This is a genomic window from Aliagarivorans taiwanensis DSM 22990 (assembly GCF_000429505.1).
GTDB lineage: Bacteria > Pseudomonadota > Gammaproteobacteria > Enterobacterales > Celerinatantimonadaceae > Aliagarivorans > Aliagarivorans taiwanensis.
Map to the genome: position 1 here is coordinate 17,138 of NZ_AUBZ01000021.1, position 19,122 is coordinate 36,259.

General features: G+C 55.1%; 18 protein-coding genes and 1 pseudogene. All 19 read right to left on the reverse strand.

The features are described 5' to 3' along the window. Positions 1-128: 128 nt before the first annotated feature. The 19 genes and pseudogenes from G462_RS22565 to astE all read right to left on the reverse strand — a co-directional run bounded on the left by G462_RS22565 (position 129) and on the right by astE (position 19,060). Positions 129-1,295 (reverse strand): endo-1,4-beta-xylanase, encoded by a 1,167-nt coding sequence (locus G462_RS22565; protein WP_051326697.1) that lies wholly within the window; start codon positions 1,293-1,295, stop codon positions 129-131. A gap of 154 nt (positions 1,296-1,449) precedes the next feature. Further along, positions 1,450-2,685, reverse strand: coding sequence for an MFS transporter (locus G462_RS0111170; RefSeq protein WP_169720165.1), 1,236 nt, complete (start codon positions 2,683-2,685; stop codon positions 1,450-1,452). A 22-nt stretch (positions 2,686-2,707) separates the two neighbouring features. Continuing rightward, the gene (locus G462_RS0111175; protein WP_026959064.1) at positions 2,708-3,355 is read right to left on the reverse strand and encodes a DapH/DapD/GlmU-related protein; all 648 of its coding nucleotides are present in this window, start codon (positions 3,353-3,355) and stop codon (positions 2,708-2,710) included. After that, complete coding sequence (phnP, locus tag G462_RS0111180) at positions 3,352-4,137, reverse strand: phosphonate metabolism protein PhnP (RefSeq protein WP_026959065.1); 786 nt, start codon at positions 4,135-4,137, stop codon at positions 3,352-3,354. Before phnP ends, G462_RS0111175 begins: the two co-directional genes overlap by 4 nt. Continuing rightward, the gene (phnN, locus tag G462_RS22570; protein ID WP_084405031.1) at positions 4,134-4,727 is read right to left on the reverse strand and encodes a ribose 1,5-bisphosphokinase; all 594 of its coding nucleotides are present in this window, start codon (positions 4,725-4,727) and stop codon (positions 4,134-4,136) included. The genes phnP and phnN overlap by 4 nt, the downstream gene beginning before the upstream one ends. 21 nt (positions 4,728-4,748) lie before the next feature. Next, entirely contained in the window at positions 4,749-5,885 is a 1,137-nt protein-coding gene (gene phnM, locus G462_RS0111190; protein ID WP_026959066.1) for an alpha-D-ribose 1-methylphosphonate 5-triphosphate diphosphatase, read from the reverse strand. A 7-nt stretch (positions 5,886-5,892) separates the two neighbouring features. Then, complete coding sequence (gene phnL, locus G462_RS0111195) at positions 5,893-6,597, reverse strand: phosphonate C-P lyase system protein PhnL (protein WP_026959067.1); 705 nt, start codon at positions 6,595-6,597, stop codon at positions 5,893-5,895. Between the two features lie 11 nt (positions 6,598-6,608). Beyond that, on the reverse strand, positions 6,609-7,460 hold the full coding sequence (gene phnK / locus G462_RS0111200; protein WP_342664479.1) for a phosphonate C-P lyase system protein PhnK: 852 nt from the start codon (positions 7,458-7,460) through the stop codon (positions 6,609-6,611). Then, complete coding sequence (locus G462_RS22575; RefSeq protein ID WP_051326698.1) at positions 7,457-8,335, reverse strand: alpha-D-ribose 1-methylphosphonate 5-phosphate C-P-lyase PhnJ; 879 nt, start codon at positions 8,333-8,335, stop codon at positions 7,457-7,459. Before G462_RS22575 ends, phnK begins: the two co-directional genes overlap by 4 nt. Further along, positions 8,328-9,494, reverse strand: coding sequence for a carbon-phosphorus lyase complex subunit (locus G462_RS0111210; protein WP_026959069.1), 1,167 nt, complete (start codon positions 9,492-9,494; stop codon positions 8,328-8,330). The genes G462_RS22575 and G462_RS0111210 overlap by 8 nt, the downstream gene beginning before the upstream one ends. Then, a complete protein-coding gene (gene phnH, locus G462_RS0111215; RefSeq protein ID WP_035477530.1) occupies positions 9,485-10,087 on the reverse strand; it encodes a phosphonate C-P lyase system protein PhnH in 603 nt (200 codons plus the stop codon). The genes G462_RS0111210 and phnH overlap by 10 nt, the downstream gene beginning before the upstream one ends. Before the next feature lie 38 nt (positions 10,088-10,125). Further along, positions 10,126-10,572, reverse strand: a complete 447-nt coding sequence (phnG, locus tag G462_RS0111220) for a phosphonate C-P lyase system protein PhnG (protein WP_026959071.1) — start codon at positions 10,570-10,572, stop codon at positions 10,126-10,128. Beyond that, positions 10,573-11,271, reverse strand: a pseudogene (gene phnF / locus G462_RS0111225) (phosphonate metabolism transcriptional regulator PhnF); the annotation flags it as partial. A 60-nt stretch (positions 11,272-11,331) separates the two neighbouring features. After that, complete coding sequence (gene phnE, locus G462_RS0111230) at positions 11,332-12,129, reverse strand: phosphonate ABC transporter, permease protein PhnE (protein WP_026959073.1); 798 nt, start codon at positions 12,127-12,129, stop codon at positions 11,332-11,334. 75 nt (positions 12,130-12,204) lie between these two features. Further along, positions 12,205-13,209 carry a phosphonate ABC transporter substrate-binding protein gene (phnD, locus tag G462_RS0111235; protein WP_026959074.1) on the reverse strand — a complete coding sequence of 335 codons (1,005 nt, stop codon included), beginning with the start codon at positions 13,207-13,209 and terminating at the stop codon, positions 12,205-12,207. 15 nt (positions 13,210-13,224) lie between these two features. Beyond that, a complete protein-coding gene (gene phnC, locus G462_RS0111240) occupies positions 13,225-14,058 on the reverse strand; it encodes a phosphonate ABC transporter ATP-binding protein (protein WP_026959075.1) in 834 nt (277 codons plus the stop codon). A 321-nt stretch (positions 14,059-14,379) separates the two neighbouring features. Then, positions 14,380-14,811 (reverse strand): hotdog fold thioesterase, encoded by a 432-nt coding sequence (locus G462_RS0111245; protein ID WP_026959076.1) that lies wholly within the window; start codon positions 14,809-14,811, stop codon positions 14,380-14,382. After that, positions 14,808-17,894, reverse strand: a complete 3,087-nt coding sequence (gene ydiJ / locus G462_RS22580) for a D-2-hydroxyglutarate dehydrogenase YdiJ (protein WP_051326699.1) — start codon at positions 17,892-17,894, stop codon at positions 14,808-14,810. The genes G462_RS0111245 and ydiJ overlap by 4 nt, the downstream gene beginning before the upstream one ends. Before the next feature lie 128 nt (positions 17,895-18,022). After that, positions 18,023-19,060, reverse strand: coding sequence for a succinylglutamate desuccinylase (astE, locus tag G462_RS22585; RefSeq protein ID WP_051326700.1), 1,038 nt, complete (start codon positions 19,058-19,060; stop codon positions 18,023-18,025). Positions 19,061-19,122 lie beyond the last annotated feature (62 nt).

Sequence of the window (19,122 nt, forward strand, 5' to 3'; positions counted from 1 at the left end):
AAGTGCTTGCTCGGGTATATTGTCACCATGTTAACTATAGATGCGTTTCAGTCTGTTTTAGCTCGGATTGCTTTTGGGAAAACGCAAAAGACGCTTGATAATTAGCGCCTTTTGCCATGTAACAAGATTTACTGGGCAATGATTAGCGCTTGCTCTACCCCCTCAATGGCAGGTTTTTGCTTAAGATCTTGGTCAAACAGTAAGGGCCAGTCATCGTGCCCGGTGTGATGTGGGATCCAGCTATCGGCATCACTGACGCCCCAGAACGACACGCCGCCCTGTTGCTCACTAGGCACTTCCTCAAGATACGCAGCCACGATTTGCTGATAGCGCTCTAGCTGCTGCTCGGCCATCGCTGCAGTGAAGCGGGAGTTTTGCCCATTCGGGTTCATCTTCAGGTCTAATTCAGTGATCTTAACCAGCAGACCGGTTGCGGCGGCGCGGCGAAAGGCACTGCGAATGTTGGTGATATCAGGCCAGTTGTAATCGACATGCATCTGAAAGCCGATGCCATCTATGGGCACATTGTCAGCCAGCAAGCCTTCGACCATGGTTATTAACGCATCCATCTTAGGGCCATTGGCCGAGATGTTGTAGTCGTTGTAATAGAGAGGCACGCTGCTGTCGGCCTGATGCGCCGTGCGAAAAGCCGCAGCGATAAAATCCGCGCCTAAGTTCTGATAGAGCACAGAGTTACGGTAAGGATAGGTTGCGGCACTATCACCACAGTAACTGTCATTGGCGCTGGCACAATCCGATAGTGCCTCATTCACCACATCCCAGCTAACTACCTTGCCGTTAAAGTGGGAGGCCACATTGGTGACATGATCATCCAACATCGCCTGCCATTGCCCGGCATCGCCGTCGAACTGCTCCATCCATGTTGGCATCTGCGAGTGCCATACTAAGGCGTGACCGTGCACTGTTAGGTTGTTATCCAGCGCCCACTGAACCAGCTGATCGGCCCACTGCCACTCAAACACGCCTTGCGCGGGCTGAAGGTAACTGGATTTCATGATGTTCTCAGCGGTGATTTGGCTAAAGTGCTGAACCACCACATCTTGCAAGTCAGGCCGCTGTAAGATGTCGTTGGAAAAGTAGTCATAGTAGGCAGCGGGCACCGCAACGCCCAGATGAATGTCAGTTAAGGCCTTCAAGCTTTCAACCATCGGCTCTCTGATTGGCTCATCGCCGCCTTGATCGCCCCCGCTACTGCCCCCACAAGCGGCGAGGCTTAAGCTCATTACAATCAGTGACTTACGAAATAAATTATTGACTAAATCTGTGTCTAACACGGGCATCCTTACTCATAGCTAACGTTACTCAGTCAGTTAAAAACAATTCCCCAACATGCTGTATTGCGAAAGCCTTTATTGAGTTTTACGATATCTATCTTCGTGAGCTAGCTGCCAAAGCGCTGATACCTCACGCTTAATAATTACCCGCCTTTCATTGATTGTGTGAGCCCACAGCCACTTTTGGGCTAGTCGTAGCTCGGACTTGTGTTTGCTGGTGTCTACGCGCGACGGCGGCGATAGCCAATACCCCGCAAGAGGCCGCCACAACCATCACCAACGAGATCGATGGCCAGCCAAACACACTCCACAAAATGGCACCGAGCAGTGGCGTAGCGGCTGCACAAAGCATATAAGGCAGGCTAAGCATCCCCGAGATTTGGCCAAAGCCTTTCTTGCCAAACAGCTCACGCAGCAGCACCGGTCGTAAGATGCCAGTCACCCCATAGGCGCTGCCTTGCAGCGCCACAAACACAAAGGCCAAATACCAAAACTGCTGCTGCGCAACCAGCAACAGACTGGCAGCGAACAAACAGGCAAACGAGACCATGGTGATTTGCAAGGCGCTCAGACGATTGCCAGCAAACAGCATCAGCACCCTGCCCAATACCTGCATCAGCCCCACCATCGCCATAAGTTGTACCGCAAGCCCCGCATTGATACCGCTAGACTCCATCCCCGGGATGAAGAAACTGATAACCAGATAGTGGCCAACGGCAACGGTAGAAAAAGCTGCGGCCACCAGCCCAAACAAACGACGGTCTATCACGGGTAGCCGTGTCTTACTGCGACTCGGAGCGTAACGCCCGCGCGTCATATCGCTACCTTGGCGGAGTAGACGTAACCCCAAGTAAAACAGCGGCACCGTCACCACTAAGGTAAAACCGCCGAGCACTTGCACGGTAGCGGTCCAGCCAAGCTTGTTCACCGCATAGTGACAAAAGGGGTAACTGAGCGTGCCGGCAAACCCGGCCATCAGGGTCACCGAGGTGATTACCGAACGCGCTTGCGCTCCCCGGTAACGGGTCAACACACTAAAGCAGGGTTCGTACAGACAACCGGCCGCTGCGAGGCCAGCAATCAGGCACAGCGCAAGGTATTGCCAGTAGTGGGTAACAGCGCCTAGCGCAAGTAAACACAACCCACCGAGGGTGGCAGATGCGTTTAATACCGCTAGCCCCAAGCCCCGGTCTATCAAACAACCGATAAACGGCGCAGCAAGGCCCATCATCAGCATAAAGCTGGTAAATGCGCCGGTGATCAGCGGCAAACTCCAGTCAAAGTGAGCATGGGTATCGGCGAGTAGTGCTGGGAACGAGTAATACAGCGCCGCCCATAGTAGGGTTTGGGCGCTGCCAATCAGCACAGTGGACAAACGACTACGGTTCATGGCTACGTGACAGTTTGAAAACTCACAAGCCATCGGCCTCGCAAGCGCTCAGAAACTCACCGGTGTCCTTTTGGAACAGGGGCAGCGCTGCCGCGATCTGCTGATCGCTCCAATTCCACCAGGCGATAGCGTCTAGCCGCGGGCCAAAACTTGGGTCGGCAAAACGCTCACGCAGCACCTTGGCGGGATTGCCCACCACAATCGACCACGCAGGCACGTCCTTTGTCACTACACTGCCCGCGCCGATAATCGCGCCATTGCCGACCTTGATACCCGGGAGCAAGATGGCGCCGTGGCCAATCCACACATCGTGGCCGATTTCGACCCGATCTTGTTCGCGCCAATCGAAGATCTCTTGATCGAGGGCAGCGGGGTCCTCTGCCAAACCAAACTTTCCCGGTCGGTAGGTAAAATGGTGCAAGGTTGGGCGCCACCACGGGTGATTGCTGGGGTTGATACGCACACTCGAGGCGATAGAGGTGAATTTGCCCACCTTGGTAAACATTAGGTCGCTGTCGTTTTGGATGTAGCTGTAATCCCCCATCTCAACGTTGTTAAGAATGCAACGCTCACCCACTTCGACCCAGCGCCCCCAGTTACAGGCGTGTACCTTGGCGCTGTCGGCGATCTTTGGGATCTCAGATAAGGTTGCCGATAAAGGCTGGTTCATAGCTCAAACTCCTGTCCATCTGCGGCGACCGATAACGATTCATCAAATCGATCGCCATGTTCCATAATCCAACGTTCAAAATGATGCCCAATGTGGGTTAACACCACACGCCGGGGCCGCAACTGTTCGCGTATCTCTAGTATCTGCTCAAGGCAGCTATGGTTAAGCGGGCGTAACTTGCTCTCGCCAGGCGGGTAGCCGCAGTCGATTATCAGCGTGTCGATGGGGTGTAGTTTTAGCCACGCTAACGAGTCGCGAGGTAAACCGGCGGTATCGGTAAGGTAGGCAAGGCGCCGCGGCGCTTCATCGCCAGATGCGGCGATCCGTTCGAACACATAGCCGAGGGTTGGCTTGCTGTGCGCTAGGCTAAGCGGGGTAATCGTCAGACCGGCCAGCTTAAAACTTGATTGGGGCTGTAGCGGCGGCTTAAACGCCAAGATCCCGCTATGTTTGTACAAATCATCACAGCCGTTGGCGTCGCTCGGACCAAACACCGGGATGACCTCCCCCTCGCCCCAACGCAGATCAAACAGTGCCGATACGTGGTCCATATGGTAGTGCGTCAGCAGCACCGACTCGATGCTTCCGGCGGGAAAGCGCTGCTGTAGATCTTTGGCATTAGCGTCGATGAGTAAATATTTGCCGTCAGTAACGCTTATCGCCGCAGAGCAGTGTTTGCGTTGAAACTGAGGCTGACAGCGTGCGCGTTGGCAGGCCTTGCAATCACAGCCATAAACCGGGATTGTCGCGGCATTGCCGGTACCCAGCAGAGTGAGTTTCATCGCACCTCCTCGACCGCCGTCCCACACTCTACGCTGGTAGCGCGTGCGCGGCTTTTGACCCAAGGGTGGCGAGTAAACTGCGTTAAGGTATCCATTCTGTCTCCTGCACTGTTAATCAAGATAGCGTCATCCGGGCGAAGCTTACGAAACTGTTCAGCCCGCTCAATACGGGCACGTATCTCGTTTTCACTTTCGCGCCCTCGCACCCGCAAGCGCTCAATCAAGGTAGCATTATCCACATCGATCACCACCGGCTGCAGTGCAAAGCTAAATTCTCGACTGAGCTTCTCCCAATAGCCACGTGAGCCATTGACCATCACATCAAAGCCAGCGCTTAGCCAAAGCTCCAACTCCTTGCCGACCGCATACTCAAGCCCATTGGCTTGCCAGTACAAACTAAACAAGCCCCCTGCCCGGCGCTGTTGAAACTCATCGGCGCTCAGTGCGATATGGTTCTCTCCACCTGCATCGGCGTGGCGGGTGATATAACGATGGGCAACCAGGATCTGGGTATGGGCTCTGATGCCATCGAGGAAGCAGTCTTTGCCCGCCCCTGACGGCCCCATCAGATAATAAAGCGTACCGTGCATCAATTTCTTTGCTCCGCTTAGCTAGAACACCTGACGGCCATTGCGCCATACGTGGGTGACATAGGGACTGCCATGGTGCAGATGACACAACAGCAGATCGGCCCGTTTGCCCTCGGCGATAAGCCCGCGATCTTCCAGTAACAGCGCTTGTGCGGGGTTATAGGTAGCCAGCCGAGTGGCCTTCACCATGTCGTAGTCATTACTCTCATCGCTACTCAGGGCAAAGATTGCGTTGAGCAAACTTGCTGGGTAGTAATCGGAAGAGAGAATGTCTAACACGCCCATACTAGCGAGCTGGTGCGCCGCAACGTTCCCCGAATGAGAACCGCCCCGCACCACATTCGGTGCGCCCATTAGCACCTGCATGCCAAGTTGGTGGGAGCGCACTGCTGCATCAACGGTGGTGGGAAACTCCGCAATCGCCATGCCCAGCTCCCGGGATTCATTAACATGCTCCAGAGTAGCGTCATCGTGGGAGGCCATTGGGATTACTAAATCGCGGCAACGCTCACTCACCGCCACGCGATTGGGGCGCGACCACTGCTCAGACAGCGCAACCTGTTCCTGCTCGAAGTGCTGTAGCTCGGCGTCGCTGAACTTATACTTGCCTTGATAGTACTCACGGTACTTCTCGACATTAACAAACTGGCGTTGTCCCGGGGCGTGGTCCATCAGTGACACTAGCTTGATAGCATCGACGTCTGCGTAACGCTCGAACATACCCAACGTGGTGCTATGGGGCAGCTCACAGCGCAGATGCAGAAAGTGGTCAGCGCGGTTTACCCCGCGTTTTTGGCTCTCCACCACTGTTTCGATCAGCTTATCGACGTTTTTGCTTCGATCGCCGGTACCGCGGTAATCGCCCAACGCTACCGCATCGAGCACCGTGGTGATGCCCGCCCCTACCACCTGCGCATCGTGGGCGCTCATGGCCGAAAATGGCGGCCAGTCCACTTTGGGACGCGGGGTGAAGTACTGCTCGAGATTATCGGTATGCAGTTCAATCAGCCCCGGGATCAACCAGCCCCCTTCACCATCGTAGGCGCTGGGGTGTTGCGATGGGCTATCAGCTAGGCTCACGATCCCTTGCTTGTTAAACTCAATGGAACCGCGCACCACTTCGTTTTCGAGCACCATGTTGATATTTGTAATGATCATCGCACTACTACCCCTGCACCGTCGCATCTTGCGTACTCAAGTCATAGAGTCGGTCAGCAACCTGCTCACGTACCTGACTGTCATGAAAAATGCCGACAACAGCGGCGCCGCGTTGTTTGGCTTGGTCGATAAGCTCTACCACTGCGCTCGCGTTGGTACTGTCTAAGGATGCAGTGGGCTCATCGAGCAGTAGCACTGGATAATCGAGGACAAAACCGCGAGCGATGTTCACCCGTTGCTGCTCACCACCGGAGAAGGTGGCTGGGGCCAAGGCCCACAGATGTGAAGGCACGTTTAGGCGCTCCAGTAGCTGTTGGGCCTTGCGCTTGGCCTGTTTGGCATCGCCGCCGACATCCAGCAATGGTTGCATTACCACATCCAAGGCACTGACTCGTGGGATCGCCCGTAAAAACTGGCTTACCCAACCGATGGTGTTACGACGAAGCTGTAAAATCGCTCGCGGCGTAGCGGATGCAATGTCCAGCCAATAACCATCTGCTTGCACCTCAATCCGCCCACTATCGACCAAGTAGTTGCCGTACAGTGCGCGTAACAGGGTTGATTTACCCGAACCTGAGCGTCCGTTTAGCACCAAGCATTCCCCTTGATTGACGCTAAAACTGGCCTGTGTGAGCACCGGCAGTTCCACGCCTCCTTGGTTATGCAATACAAAGCGTTTGCTTACCTCACTCGCTCTGAGCATGGTTTCCATTCCAGATATCCTTAATTTTGAAGAACCGAAGACACCAATAGTTGGGTATAGGGATGTTGTGGGTCGTCTAACACCTGATCGGTGAGCCCTGATTCGACCACCCGGCTCTGTTTCATTACCATGAGTCGATCGGCCAACAGGCGCGCTACCGCAAGGTCGTGGGTGACGATAATCACCGACAGGTTTAGCTCGTTGACCAAGCGACGTAGCAAATCGAGAAGGCGCGCCTGTACCGATACGTCCAAGCCGCCGGTGGGTTCGTCCATAAAAATCAGCTGGGGATGAGTGACCAGATTACGGGCAATCTGCAAGCGCTGCTGCATGCCACCGGAGAAGGTGGTCGGCATATCATCTACCCGCCCCTGATCGATCTCCACATCCGACAGCCAGCGCAGTGCTTGTTCGCGAATACTGCCATAGTGGCTAAGGCCCTTGGCCATTAGTCGCTCGCCAATATTGCCACCGGCAGACACGCGGGGCCGCAGCCCATCCATAGGATGTTGGTGGACCACGCCCCACTCAGTGCGCAGCAGACGCCTGCGCTCACTCTCGGGCATGCCATAGAGATCATTCATTTGATCGCCTTGATCACCTTTTACAGTACCGCGATACAAAACAGAACCTGCGTCTGGTTTAAGGCGCCCCGACAAGGCTTGCAGCAAGGTACTCTTGCCCGAGCCAGACTCACCGACAATCCCCAGCACCTCTCCGGGGTAGAGATCGAAACTGACCTCGCTGAAGCCCTTGCCCGGTGCATAGAGCTTGCTCAGTGCGTCCACCACCAGCAGTGGGCGGTCGGCTTGGCCGTGGATCTTTTGCTGAACGGGACCAGATTTTGAGATGACTGAATTCATCGCTGTCATTGTGGGCGCTCCTCGTCACTACTTAGCGGCTTGTTGCTCTGCTGCTGGCCGCGGCAGTAATCGGTGTCAGAACAGATAAACACACTGCCCCCTTGGTCATCGATAACCACCTCATCGAGGAAGGACTCGGTCGAACCACAGATACTGCAGGGCTCATCCCAACGCTGCACTTCAAAGGGGTAGTCATCGAACTCAAGGCTCTGCACCTCGGTATGGGGCGGAATGGCGTAGATGCGTTTCTCGCGCCCAGCACCAAACAGTTGCAACGCAGGCGAGTTATCCATCTTGGGATTGTCGAATTTGGGAATCGGTGACGGGTCCATAATGTAGCGGCCGTTCACCTTGACCGGATAGGCATAAGCGGTGGCGATATGCCCATACTTGGCAACATCTTCGTAGAGCTTGACCTGCATAATCCCGTACTCTTCCAGGGCATGCATCTTGCGGGTCTCGGTCTCGCGCGGCTCGATAAAGCGCAGCGGCTCAGGGATTGGTACCTGATACACCAAAATCTGCTCACTCGCCAACGGCGCTTCCGGGATGCGGTGGCGGGTCTGGATAATGCTCGCCTCGGCGGTTTTTTCTGTGGTAGCGGCTTCCGCGACGTTTTCGAAGAAGGCGCGAATGGATACCGCATTGGTAGTGTCATCGGCGCCTTGGTCAATCACCTTCAGGGTATCTTGTTGGCCAATGATTGCCGCTGTGACCTGCACCCCGCCGGTTCCCCAGCCATAGGGCATCGGCATCTCGCGCCCACCGAAGGGGACTTGATAACCGGGTATCGCCACCGCCTTGAGGATGGCGCGACGGATCATCCGTTTGGTTTGCTCATCTAGGTAGGCGTAGTTGTAACCGCTATTAAGTTGCTCAGTCATCTTGCTCCTCCTGTGAAGCGGTGGGCTCAGCTTGAGGCGCTTTGGCCAGTTGCTGGTCGTAGGCCTTGTGTAGATCGCGTAGCAAGGCCAACTCTGATTGGAAGTCCACGTAATGGGGCAACTTCAGGTGTGAGACAAAGCCTGCAGCCTCGACATTGTCGGCATGGGCCAGTACAAATTCTTCATCCTGAGCGGGGCCATCGACCGCTTCGCCACGTTCGCGTGATTGCAGGGCGCGATCGACCAAGGCCATCGACATCGCTTTGCGCTCGGTAAAGCCCATACTCAGGCCATAACCACGGGTAAAGCGCGCCCGTTGCTGCTCGCTGGCCTCGAAGCCGTTAATCATCTGGCACTCGGTCAGCTCTATCTCGCCAATCTCAATCTCAAAGCCGAGCTCCTCACTGTCGAGGAATAAACTAACCTTGCCGGAGCGGATCTCGCCAGCGAAAGGATGGTTGCGCCCATAGCCGCGCTGGGTGGAATAACCCAAGGCGAGCAAGTAGCCTTCGTCACCGCGCACCAGTTGCTGCAGGCGGGCGCTGCGGTCGCAAGGGTAATCGATCGGTTGCTCGGTAACATCGCTGGGCGCTTGCTGCTGGTCGTGCTCTTCAACCACCAATTGCAAACGCTCCAACATGCTCATCACTTGCGGGCAGCGGGCAAAATCTTGCTCGGGCCGCGTGCGGTAATCTGTGCTTTGCTGTGTGTTTGCTTCTTCGTTTTCCTTCTCGCTTTGTAGGGAGCTGTCTTCGGCTAACAACGCGAAATCGAGTAAGCGATGGGTGTAGTCGTAGGTTGGCCCTAGCACCTGACCACCGGGCAGATCCTTGTAGGCCGCCGAGATGCGTCGTTCCACCTTCATTGCAGCGGTATCTACCGGCTCTAATACAGCCAAGCGCGGCAAGGTAGTGCGATAAGCGCGTAGTAAGAAGATTGCCTCCACCAAATCGCCAGCAGCTTGCTTGATTGCCAGTGCCGCTAGTTGCTTGTCGTAGATACCGCCCTCAGTCATCACCCGATCTACCGAACCGGCCAGTTGCTGCTCGATCTGCGCCACTGACAGCTCATCAATGCGGCTATCGCCCCGGCGCTTTTGCGCCTGTAAGCGGTGTGCGGCTGCAATTGCCTGCTCACCCCCTTTTACTGCTACGTACATGCTAACACCTCGACAACGGTGGTTCTTGGTAGAGCCAATAGCTGGTCGCCTGCGACAAACAGCAGATCCAGCCCTAAGGGAAAGCGTCCTTCGCGCAGCGCGTTGAGCCACGCAGGATCAAGATCGCCCAAACAGATTTGTTTGTGCCCAGAGATGCCCGGGCCACTAATCGCCAAGGATAATCCGCGATCAAGTTGATCGACCTCGATGATCACTGTGGCGCTGCGGTCCGGGTACTCCTCAGAGCCGAGGGCAAAGTCCTTGGCCACATAATCGCCATGGTCGCCCCGGCCTATCACCACAAAGCTGGCTGCGTGGGTCTCGTCGACCAGATTTACCCCGCAGTGAAAGTGCAGGTTTGCGCCTATCTCGGCTTGCGACGCCAAGCGCGGTGATAGCCACAACGGCGTGTTGCCATCGCACAGGCTTAGCACTACCTCGCTGGCGGCGGCGCTCATATCGCCAAAGCCGGCATGTCGCCCCAAGGTGTGGCGACTGCCCGGCTCAGACAAGGCTGTTAGCACCTGGCGAAAACAGGCCTGAGAGTGGTGAACAACATCACGCATGCCTTCAGTAATACAGGTTTGTGTCATGGTGAAATCCTTAGTGTTTGCTTTAAATGCCCCACGGTTTAGTCCTCGCCTCGCACCATGGTGAAGAAGTCCACCTTGCTGGTGGCAACTTGCTCGGCGCGCGCCGCATCTGCCGCTTCTTTGGCTTGCTCTAACGGTTCGATCACTTGCTCGGTCAACAGGGATTGATACTTGGGTTGCTGCAACAGGCCATCGAGCAAGGCCGCCAGCTCAGCATGGGCCTTATTGCGCCCCTGCAGGTAGCTACTGCCCAGGGTGCCGTTGTTCAGCCTTACCGCAGCCCGGGTGATGGTGACATCGCCAATATTGAATTGGCGGCCACTGCTGCCAATGCGCGCGCGCACCTGCGCCAGGCCGATTTCCGGTGCGCGCACCACGGTGTAATCGGGCTGTAGTTCCAGCTCTGTCCAACACTGCTGCAGTTGCGCAAAGTCGGCTTTGGCCAGTACCGACATCCAGCGGGCGCGTGATTTCAGTTGACTCATCTAGTGCTCCATTACCAGTTCGACGAAATCAGAGCGGGTGTTAGAACACGAATGCTCAGCGACGATCTGGGTGTCTTTGATCAGGTTGATGGTGTTGATTTTCAACACCGGAATGCTGTGATTGATTTGTAGCTGCCGACACATCTCGGGGCTGGCAATTTGCGCCCTTACCCGGGTTTGCTTGCGCACCAACTGGACGCCGAGCTCTTTGTTGATAAAGGCGTGTAATGAGCCGCACTTAAAGTGTTTCAGCACCGGCCACCAGCTCATATCCGCAAAGTAGTGGTCGATAAGCGCGCGCGGTACGCCGTCGGTTCGACGGAAGGTACGGATATGGATAATCTTGCTATCGCAGCTTACGCCTAGGCGCTCGGCTATCCGCTCGGAGGCCTTTATGGTGCGCGACTGCAACACCTCGCAGCGTGGCAGGCTACCCTGCTCTAGTACGTTGGCGGTGTAATGGGCGCCGGAATGCAGCAGATAATCGGCTGGACGCGACAGCACCATATTGCCCTTGCCTTGCTGGCGCAGCACCAAGCCCTGTGACACCAGCTCATCCACCGCCCGCCGCACAGTATGGCGGTTCACCGCAAATCGTCCGGCTAAGGTGGACTCCGATGGCAGATAATCGCCCGGACGGTAGTCTTGCAGTACCTCGCTTTCCAGCTCTTTGGCGATATTCATGTAGACAGCCACTTGCTCGCTCCTCGTTGGCCATAACCGGCAACTTGTCTAGACAAGTTGCCGCAAAAAAAGCGCTTAGATAAAGCGCTTGCGGATCACTTGCGACATAAAGTCGATGGCGCTAACGGTGATGATCACCACCAGCATGATTGCTGCGGTTTGCTGGAACTGGAAACCACGGATAGCCTCCCACAGCAGTACACCTACCCCGCCAGCCCCCACCATTCCGACTACTGTCGCCGAGCGAACGTTGGACTCGAAACGGTACAAAATAAATGAGATCCACAGCGGTAACACTTGAGGGATCACGCCATAGACGATCTCTTCGAGCTTGTTGGCACCGGTCGCCCGGACACCTTCGACGGTGCCAAGGTCAATGGCTTCCACCGCTTCTGAGAACAGCTTGGCCAACACCCCGGTGGTATGGACAAACAAGGCCAGTACGCCAGCAAACGGCCCTAGGCCAACCGCCACCACAAACAACATGGCGAACACCATCTCGTTGATTGCGCGGGCGGCGTCCATTAGGCGGCGTACCGGTTGATAGATCCAGGCTGGAACAATGTTGTCAGCGCACAGCAGACCAAAGGGAATCGAGAACACCACGGCGAGCGCGGTTCCCCACACAGCAATCTGGATGGTGACGATGGTCTCTTCCAGATAGAGCTGCCACAGTGAGAAATCCGGTGGCACAAAGTCGGCGGCGAGCTCGGCCATATTGCCGGCATCGCGGATCAGCTGACCGGGGTCCATTTCGGCGCCATACCAAGACCACACCAGTACGGCCACGAGAACCAGCATTGAGGTGAATGTGAGCAGACTGATACGCTGGGGGACTTGGTGCTCCAGCAGCTGCTTTTGACTCGCTTCCATGTACATCTTTTCCTTATCAGCGGGGCTTGGCTTTGCGCCCTGCCCCTTGTTTGTTGCGGCTAACTAGCGGCAGGCTTAGCTTGCGTTCATTGCATCCAACGCAGCCATTTGACGATTCAGCTCAGCCAGTTTGGCGTCGATGGCGTCCAGCTCCGCTTTGTCTGCGTCGCTCAGGTCGGCTTTATTCATAATCACGCTGCGGTTTTTGAACAGCTGTAACTGGCGGATAGGCAGCAGTTGCAGGTCGCTAGAGGCTTTGAAGGGTGCCCAGTCAAGGCCCGCAAGTACGTCGATTTCCGCTTGGTTACCTGACTTGCCGTAGCTCATAAAGAAGTCGTACACCGCTTGTTTGGTCTCAACAGGCAGATTCTTGCGCCATACGATGGGATCGGAAGGGATCAGCGGTGATTTCCAAATGATTTTCAGGTCTTCCGCTTTCTCAGGGTTGTTGGCAGTAAAGCGGGCCACGTTTTCGGTGTTATTGGTGGCAACGTCCACCTGCTTGTTCACTACCGCAAAGGCGTTGACTTCGTGGCTGGCGTTTACCGAACGTTTGAAATCAGATGGGCTGATTTGGTTTTGTGCGAATACGTAGTAAGAAGGCACCAGAAAACCAGAGGTAGAGTTTGGATCGCCGTTACCAAAGCTCAGGTCGCCTCGGGCTGAGATCATATCTTCTACCGAGTTGATGGGGCTGTCTTTGTGGGTAATCAGCAAGCTCCAGTAACCCGGGTTACCGGATGCATCAACGGTTTGGGCGAAGATTTCACCGCCTGCGCGATCCACTGCTTCCATGGCAGATTTGTTGCCATACCACGCTACATCCACCTTGTCGAAACGCATGCCCTGAATGATGCCGGCATAGTCAGGTGCGAAGAAGGCTTTTACCTCAACGCCGAGCTTTTCGCCCATATCGTCAAGGAAGGTTTGCCAGGCGGCTTTCAGGTTTTGCTGTGACTCGGTTGAGATGATCCCAAAGTTAATCTTCTCAAGTGGCTGTTCGTCGGCAATGGCTGGTGCGCTGCTGACTGCGGCTACCATAGCCAGTTGAGTAAGGACCCTCTTAAACTTGCATAACATGTTGGTTAACTCCGTTTAGTTGTTATACGCAGGTTGTTGACCCAAACCTACGCCACCGATACCGACTGGTTGCGTTGCCTGGGGTGTTTGAGATTGACTGGTGTAGATAGAATCGAGCACCTCTTGGGTGCACTGTTCGCTGGGGCCGTCGAAGAACACTTCACCGGCGCGCAGAGCGATAATGTGGTCGCTGTAGCTTTTCGCGTAATCGACCTGATGAAGGGTCACAATCACAGGGATCCCTTCACGTTGATTAATGTCTTTAAGCAGCTCCATCACGATCCGTGATGACTCGGGGTCGAGCGATGCAATCGGCTCGTCGGCGAAGATGATCTTGGCGTCTTGCATCAGTGCACGGGCTATCGCTACCCGCTGCTGCTGACCCCCGGATAAGGTCGACACCCGCTGCTGGGCAAAGGCCGCCATCCCCACTCGCTCAAGGGCCTGCAAAGCGCGCATTTGCTGCTCGCGGGTAAACTGGCCACTTAAGGTGCGCCACCAAGGCGTTTGGTTCAGTGCGCCAACCAATACGTTGGTCATAACAGTGAGTCGATTGACCAGATTGAACTGCTGGAAGATGTAACCGGCGCGGGCGCGGCATTGGCGCACCTGCTTACTGGCTTTACCGCCAGCTTGTACTTGGCTGCCAAGCACACTCACCTGCGCCGCGGGATCTTTGTCGGAATAGACCAAGCCACTGAGGTGGCGCAACAAGGTAGACTTGCCTGAGCCAGAGGGACCGAGTAAAGCGGTCATGCTGCCATTGGTAATATCAAGGTTGATATCTTTGAGCGCGTGTTTGTCGCCAAAGGTTTTGCTCAGTCCTTTGACCTGAATAATCGCTTCCATGTTGCTGCCTTGCTGCTTGAACTAACAGCATCTTGGCGGGCAACTATGAACTATTCATGGAGGTAAATTGACATAAATATGACACCCAAGCACCGATATCATACTTGTGTAAAATCGAGCAAGCCCCTGTTCTACTGGTACTTTGTCCATAAACAGAGCCATCACAAGGCCACTTGTCTAGATATGTTGGTAAGAAAAGCTTCAACTAGTTTGGTGCTGATATCGACTTTGCGCACCAGCAACGCAGACACAAAAAAGGCCGCAGTTTTGGTACTGCGGCCTGTCTTAATAAACTTGAGTTAGTAAACCTGAGATTTGCCCCTAACTGGCACTAACGGCAGGCTGTTTAATCATGGTGGTTAAACGCGCCGCGCAGACCTGCTGTTGCTGTTGAAAGATATCGATCTGCCACACCTGTACTTGTCGCCCCATCGATAGCGGCTTGGCTTTCGCTGTCACCACGCCATCGCGCACGGCCTTCATATGGTTGGCGTTAACTTCCAAGCCCACCACAGCGCCGCCCTGCTCCACTGTAAGGTAGGCAGCGCAACTGGCTAAGCTCTCAGCCAGCACGACACTGGCACCACCATGCAGCAGACCCATGGGTTGCTTCACTTTGGCTGTCACCGGCATCTCGGCACACAGGTAATCGTCGCCCACCTCAGTAAAGGTGATATCCAGATGACCGAGCATATTGCCCTGACTCATGGCATTGAGCTGCTCGAGTTTGACTGGTTGGGCCCAGATACTCATGCCGCTTGCTCCTGCTCAGATTCGACCGTTTTAGCGGCATTACCCAGCGCATGCTCCAGCAAGGCTTGCAGCGGATGCTGCATCTTATCGCCTTCCATGCGCTTGGTCTGACTGCGACAGGAATAGCCGGTGGCCACGCAGCGTTCGGCCGGTAGCTGTTCGCGCTTGACCTGCCAACTGCTGCGATAGATCTCCTTCGAGGTCTCGACCTGTTTGGCATCGTGACCATAGGTGCCCGCCATGCCGCAACAGCCGACGGTGACCTTCTCAAGGCGTTGGCCGAAGTGGCTAAACACCAGCTGCCATTGCTTGAACGCATCGGCATGCAAGGAGGTCTCGGTGCAGTGTGGGAAGAAGTACCACGGCTGTTCGCTTTGCTCGACGCTCTGCGCCTCCTCTGGTAAGGCATTCACCAGCCACTCTTGCGGCAGTTGTACCTCGAAGTCGCCGCGCGCATCGCCAAGCGCTTCTTTGTACTCGTCGCGATAACACAACACCGTAGCAGGCTCTAACCCAACCATAGGCAGATCTAGTTCGGCCACGGTGTTTAAAAATGCTGCAGTGCTCTTAGCGGTACGGCCAAACTTACCCAAGAAGCCCTTCACATGCTGCGGCTTACCGTTCGGCTTAAATGGCAGCAACACACAGTGGTAGCCCAGTTTGGCGCAGAACTGTACAAAGCGCTCCACCAAGTCCGCCTCGTAGTATGAGGTGAATGGGTCTTGTACTAGGAGCACGGTGCGCTGGCGTTGCTCGTCGCTCAGCCCACGCAGCATCTTCAAGGTTTGCTTGTCGTTGAGTACTTTAGGCACCCGTTTGCGCAGCGCTGGCGCACTTAAGCGAGGGATATCAACCATGCCCACGCTCTTCTCAATCAAGCCATTGAGCCAGGCTGGGCTCATCATGGCGTTGAACAGGCCGGGCGCTTTGGCCATCAGCGGCGCATAACTCTCTACATAGGCAACAAAGTAGTCTTTTAGCGGACGCAGGTAGCGGCCATGGTAGAGGTTTAGGAAGCGGGCGCGGAAGCTTGGCACATCCACTTTAATTGGACACGCGGTGGTACAAGCTTTACAGGCCAAGCAGGTTTGCATGGCGTGATAGACCTCGTGGCTGTAGTCGTAGTTGCCTTTGCGCAGCGCCATACTGTTGCGCAGGCGTAGCAGCCAGGTCTCTGGGTGAACGGTGAAACGCTGCTGCTTTTTCTCCTGCACCAGCGGGTCAACTTTGAGCTTTTCTAGCTGGCGCAGCCACTCGCGCACCAAGCCTGCCCGCCCTTTCGGCGAGAAGCGGCGATCGCCGGTGGCCTTAAACGATGGACACATCGGCGAGTCCAGATCGTAGTTAAAGCACAAGCCATTGCCGTTACACTCGAGCGCGGTGTTGAAGCTGTCGCGCACCTCAATCGGGATTTGCCGGTCATAGGCGCCGCGCTTGGTGCCATCCACTGAGACGAGCTGCTCGCTGTTGTTAAACGGCGTACAGATCTTACCCGGATTGATTTGGTTGTGCGGATCGAAGGCCGTCTTGATTCGACGCAACTCTTTAAACAGCTCCTCACCGAAGAACGAGGGGCTATATTCTGAGCGGAAGCCCTTACCGTGCTCGCCCCACATCAGGCCGCCGTACTTGGCAGTCAGCATCACCACCTTATCGGAGATGCTGCGCAGCAGGCGTTCCTGCTCGGGATCGCACATGTCGAGCGCCGGGCGAACGTGCAGCACGCCCGAGTCCACGTGGCCGAACATGCCGTAGTTAAGGTCGTAGCTATCAAGCAGCTCGCGGAACTCCACGATGTAATCCGCCAGATGCTCCGGTGGCACGCAAGTATCTTCAGCAAAAGCGATCGGCTTGGCCCAGCCTTTGGCGTTACCCAGAAGACCCACCGCCTTTTTACGCATGCCGTAGATGGCGTTGATCTCGCTAAGCTGATGGCATATCTGATAGCCAATTACGCCCTTCTCGTTGCCCGCATCGAGGCGCTCGGTAAGTGCGGCGATCTTTTGCTGCTGCTTAGCCTCGTCGTCTTCGGCGAACTCAACGATATTGATGCCCTGCATATCGGCATCAGGCAGGTCGGTGATCAGTGCCTTTACGCTGTCCCAGACCACATCTTCACGGGCCAGGTTCAGCACCTTGGAGTCGATGGTTTCCACCGATAACGCATCGGCCTTAACCAGCGCAGGAGCGTGGCGCAAGGCTGAATCGAAGGAGTCGTATTTAACCGTAACCAGCGAGCGCAGCTTAGGGATTGGCGTTAGATCGAGCTTGGCTTCACCGATAAAGGCCAGTGAGCCCTCTGAGCCACATAGCAAGCGGGTCAGATCGATGGTTTGATCATCTTGATCATAGGCGTTCTTCAAGTCATAACCGGTCAAGAAGCGGTTTAGCTTGGGAAAGCGTTGCTCAATCAGCGCACGCTGATCCACACAGGCCTCAACCGCAGCAGTGTAAAGGCGCTGACTGGCCGCATGCAGCGAGGAGATCTTATCTAAGGCCACCGGCGCGGTATCAATACGCTCGCCGTTGGCGAGTACCGCAGTAACCGACAACACGTGATCACTGGTTTTTCCGTATACCAATGAACCCTGCCCTGAGGCATCGGTATTGATCATGCCACCCAAGGTGGCGCGGTTGCTGGTGGACAGATCGGGCGAGAAGAACAAGCCGTGTTGCTTCAGCGCTTGATTAAGTTGGTCTTTAACAATACCGCACTGTACCCGCACCCAACGCTGCTCAACGTTGATCTCCAGTACCTTGTTCATATGGCGAGACAAGTCCACCACAATCCCTTCGGTTAGCGATTGCCCGTTGGTGCCAGTGCCACCACCGCGCGGGCTCAGTTTGATGTCGGTGAAACGACTGGTCGAGGCAATCCGGGCGATCTGCTGAATGTCTTCCGTCGAGCGCGGATAGACCACCGCTTGTGGCAGGTACTGGTAGACAGAGTTATCCGTTGCCACTGCCAAACGACTGCTGTAGGTAGTTTCGATATCACCGCTAAAGGCGGATTGTTCTAACTTTGAGAGATATTCTAAATAGCGCGTCTCTAGCGCATCTGAAGGCGTTAATCGCGGGATCATCACTCCATTGTCCCTTTCAATCTATTGAAAACTCGCTGGATTGTACCATGTGAAACCCAGCACGTACTTAACTTTCATTCGCTGGTTCTTCTTACAACAAGTGCTGACAAAATTTACTGACAAAAAGCTTAGGGTAAGGTGCTACTGCTTTGGGCTTTCAGCACCTTAAGCTCAAGCTCTTCAACCCGTTTCACCAACAGCGCCGCGCGATGACCTAAGGCCACGTGGCTATTAGGAAAGACTACGCCGCGAGCGCCACCTTCGATCCGTGTGGCTTTGCCATTTTGCTTGGCGATAATCGCCCCTTCGCTAAATTCGGTGAAGTTAGCCAGCTGATCGTCAAAGGTGAACTCGAAATCGTCGGCAAGCTTGGTCAGCTCTTCGGTGACCTGATAGACATAGGCGCGGTGGGTATCAAAATCGAGGCGCGGCTGCTGCGGCTGACTAAGCAATTGCTGAATGGCCGCATCAAAGCGCTGTAGTCGACTCAAATCATTCTGACCAAAGTCATTTACGCGCCCCAGCTCAAGGGTATAGGCAAACGCACTGTGGTTTTTAGCGCTGTGATAGCTAAAGGTAGTGGTCGGTTTGTTGGAAAACAGTACCGCATAAATCCCACAACTTTGTAGGAACGCCAGCTGCTCGGTCACCAACAGCTCGTTCCCATGGGGATAGACCGCGAACTTTTCATGCTTGCTGGCGCGGATAGCGGTGTGCATATCAAAATGATAAGGCTGCAAATGACTAAAGCGCGCAAAAAACTGCGCCACTTGCTGCTCTAGCTCTGCAGCGCGTAGGGTTTCGTAGCTTTGCGGGTAGTCTTGATGGGCACCGCAGAATAAGCGATTCATGTTCACCGAGGTCTCGCGGCAGCCCTGTTCGATGGCAGGTAAATTGCCCAAAATAAGCAACAATGGCTGGGTCACCGCAACTTGTCCGGTCACGATTTGCTCGCAAAATCGATTAAGCCATTCGATCGGTGCGGTTTCATTGCCATGCACGCCAGCCGAGATGACGACGGCACGGCGATAATGCTCTGTGCCATGCGGCAGAACCTGCACTACCCCCGGCGCGCTCTGGCTAATACTCAGTTGCTCTACGGAAAAATCAGGCAAAGGATTGCCCTGCTGGCTATGCGCCAGAAAATCAAAGCTGGTTGAATGCACGGTGTTACTTCCTTGTGATATCAATTACTCGGGCTAATTGTGTAGATTAATTTAAGGCTCGA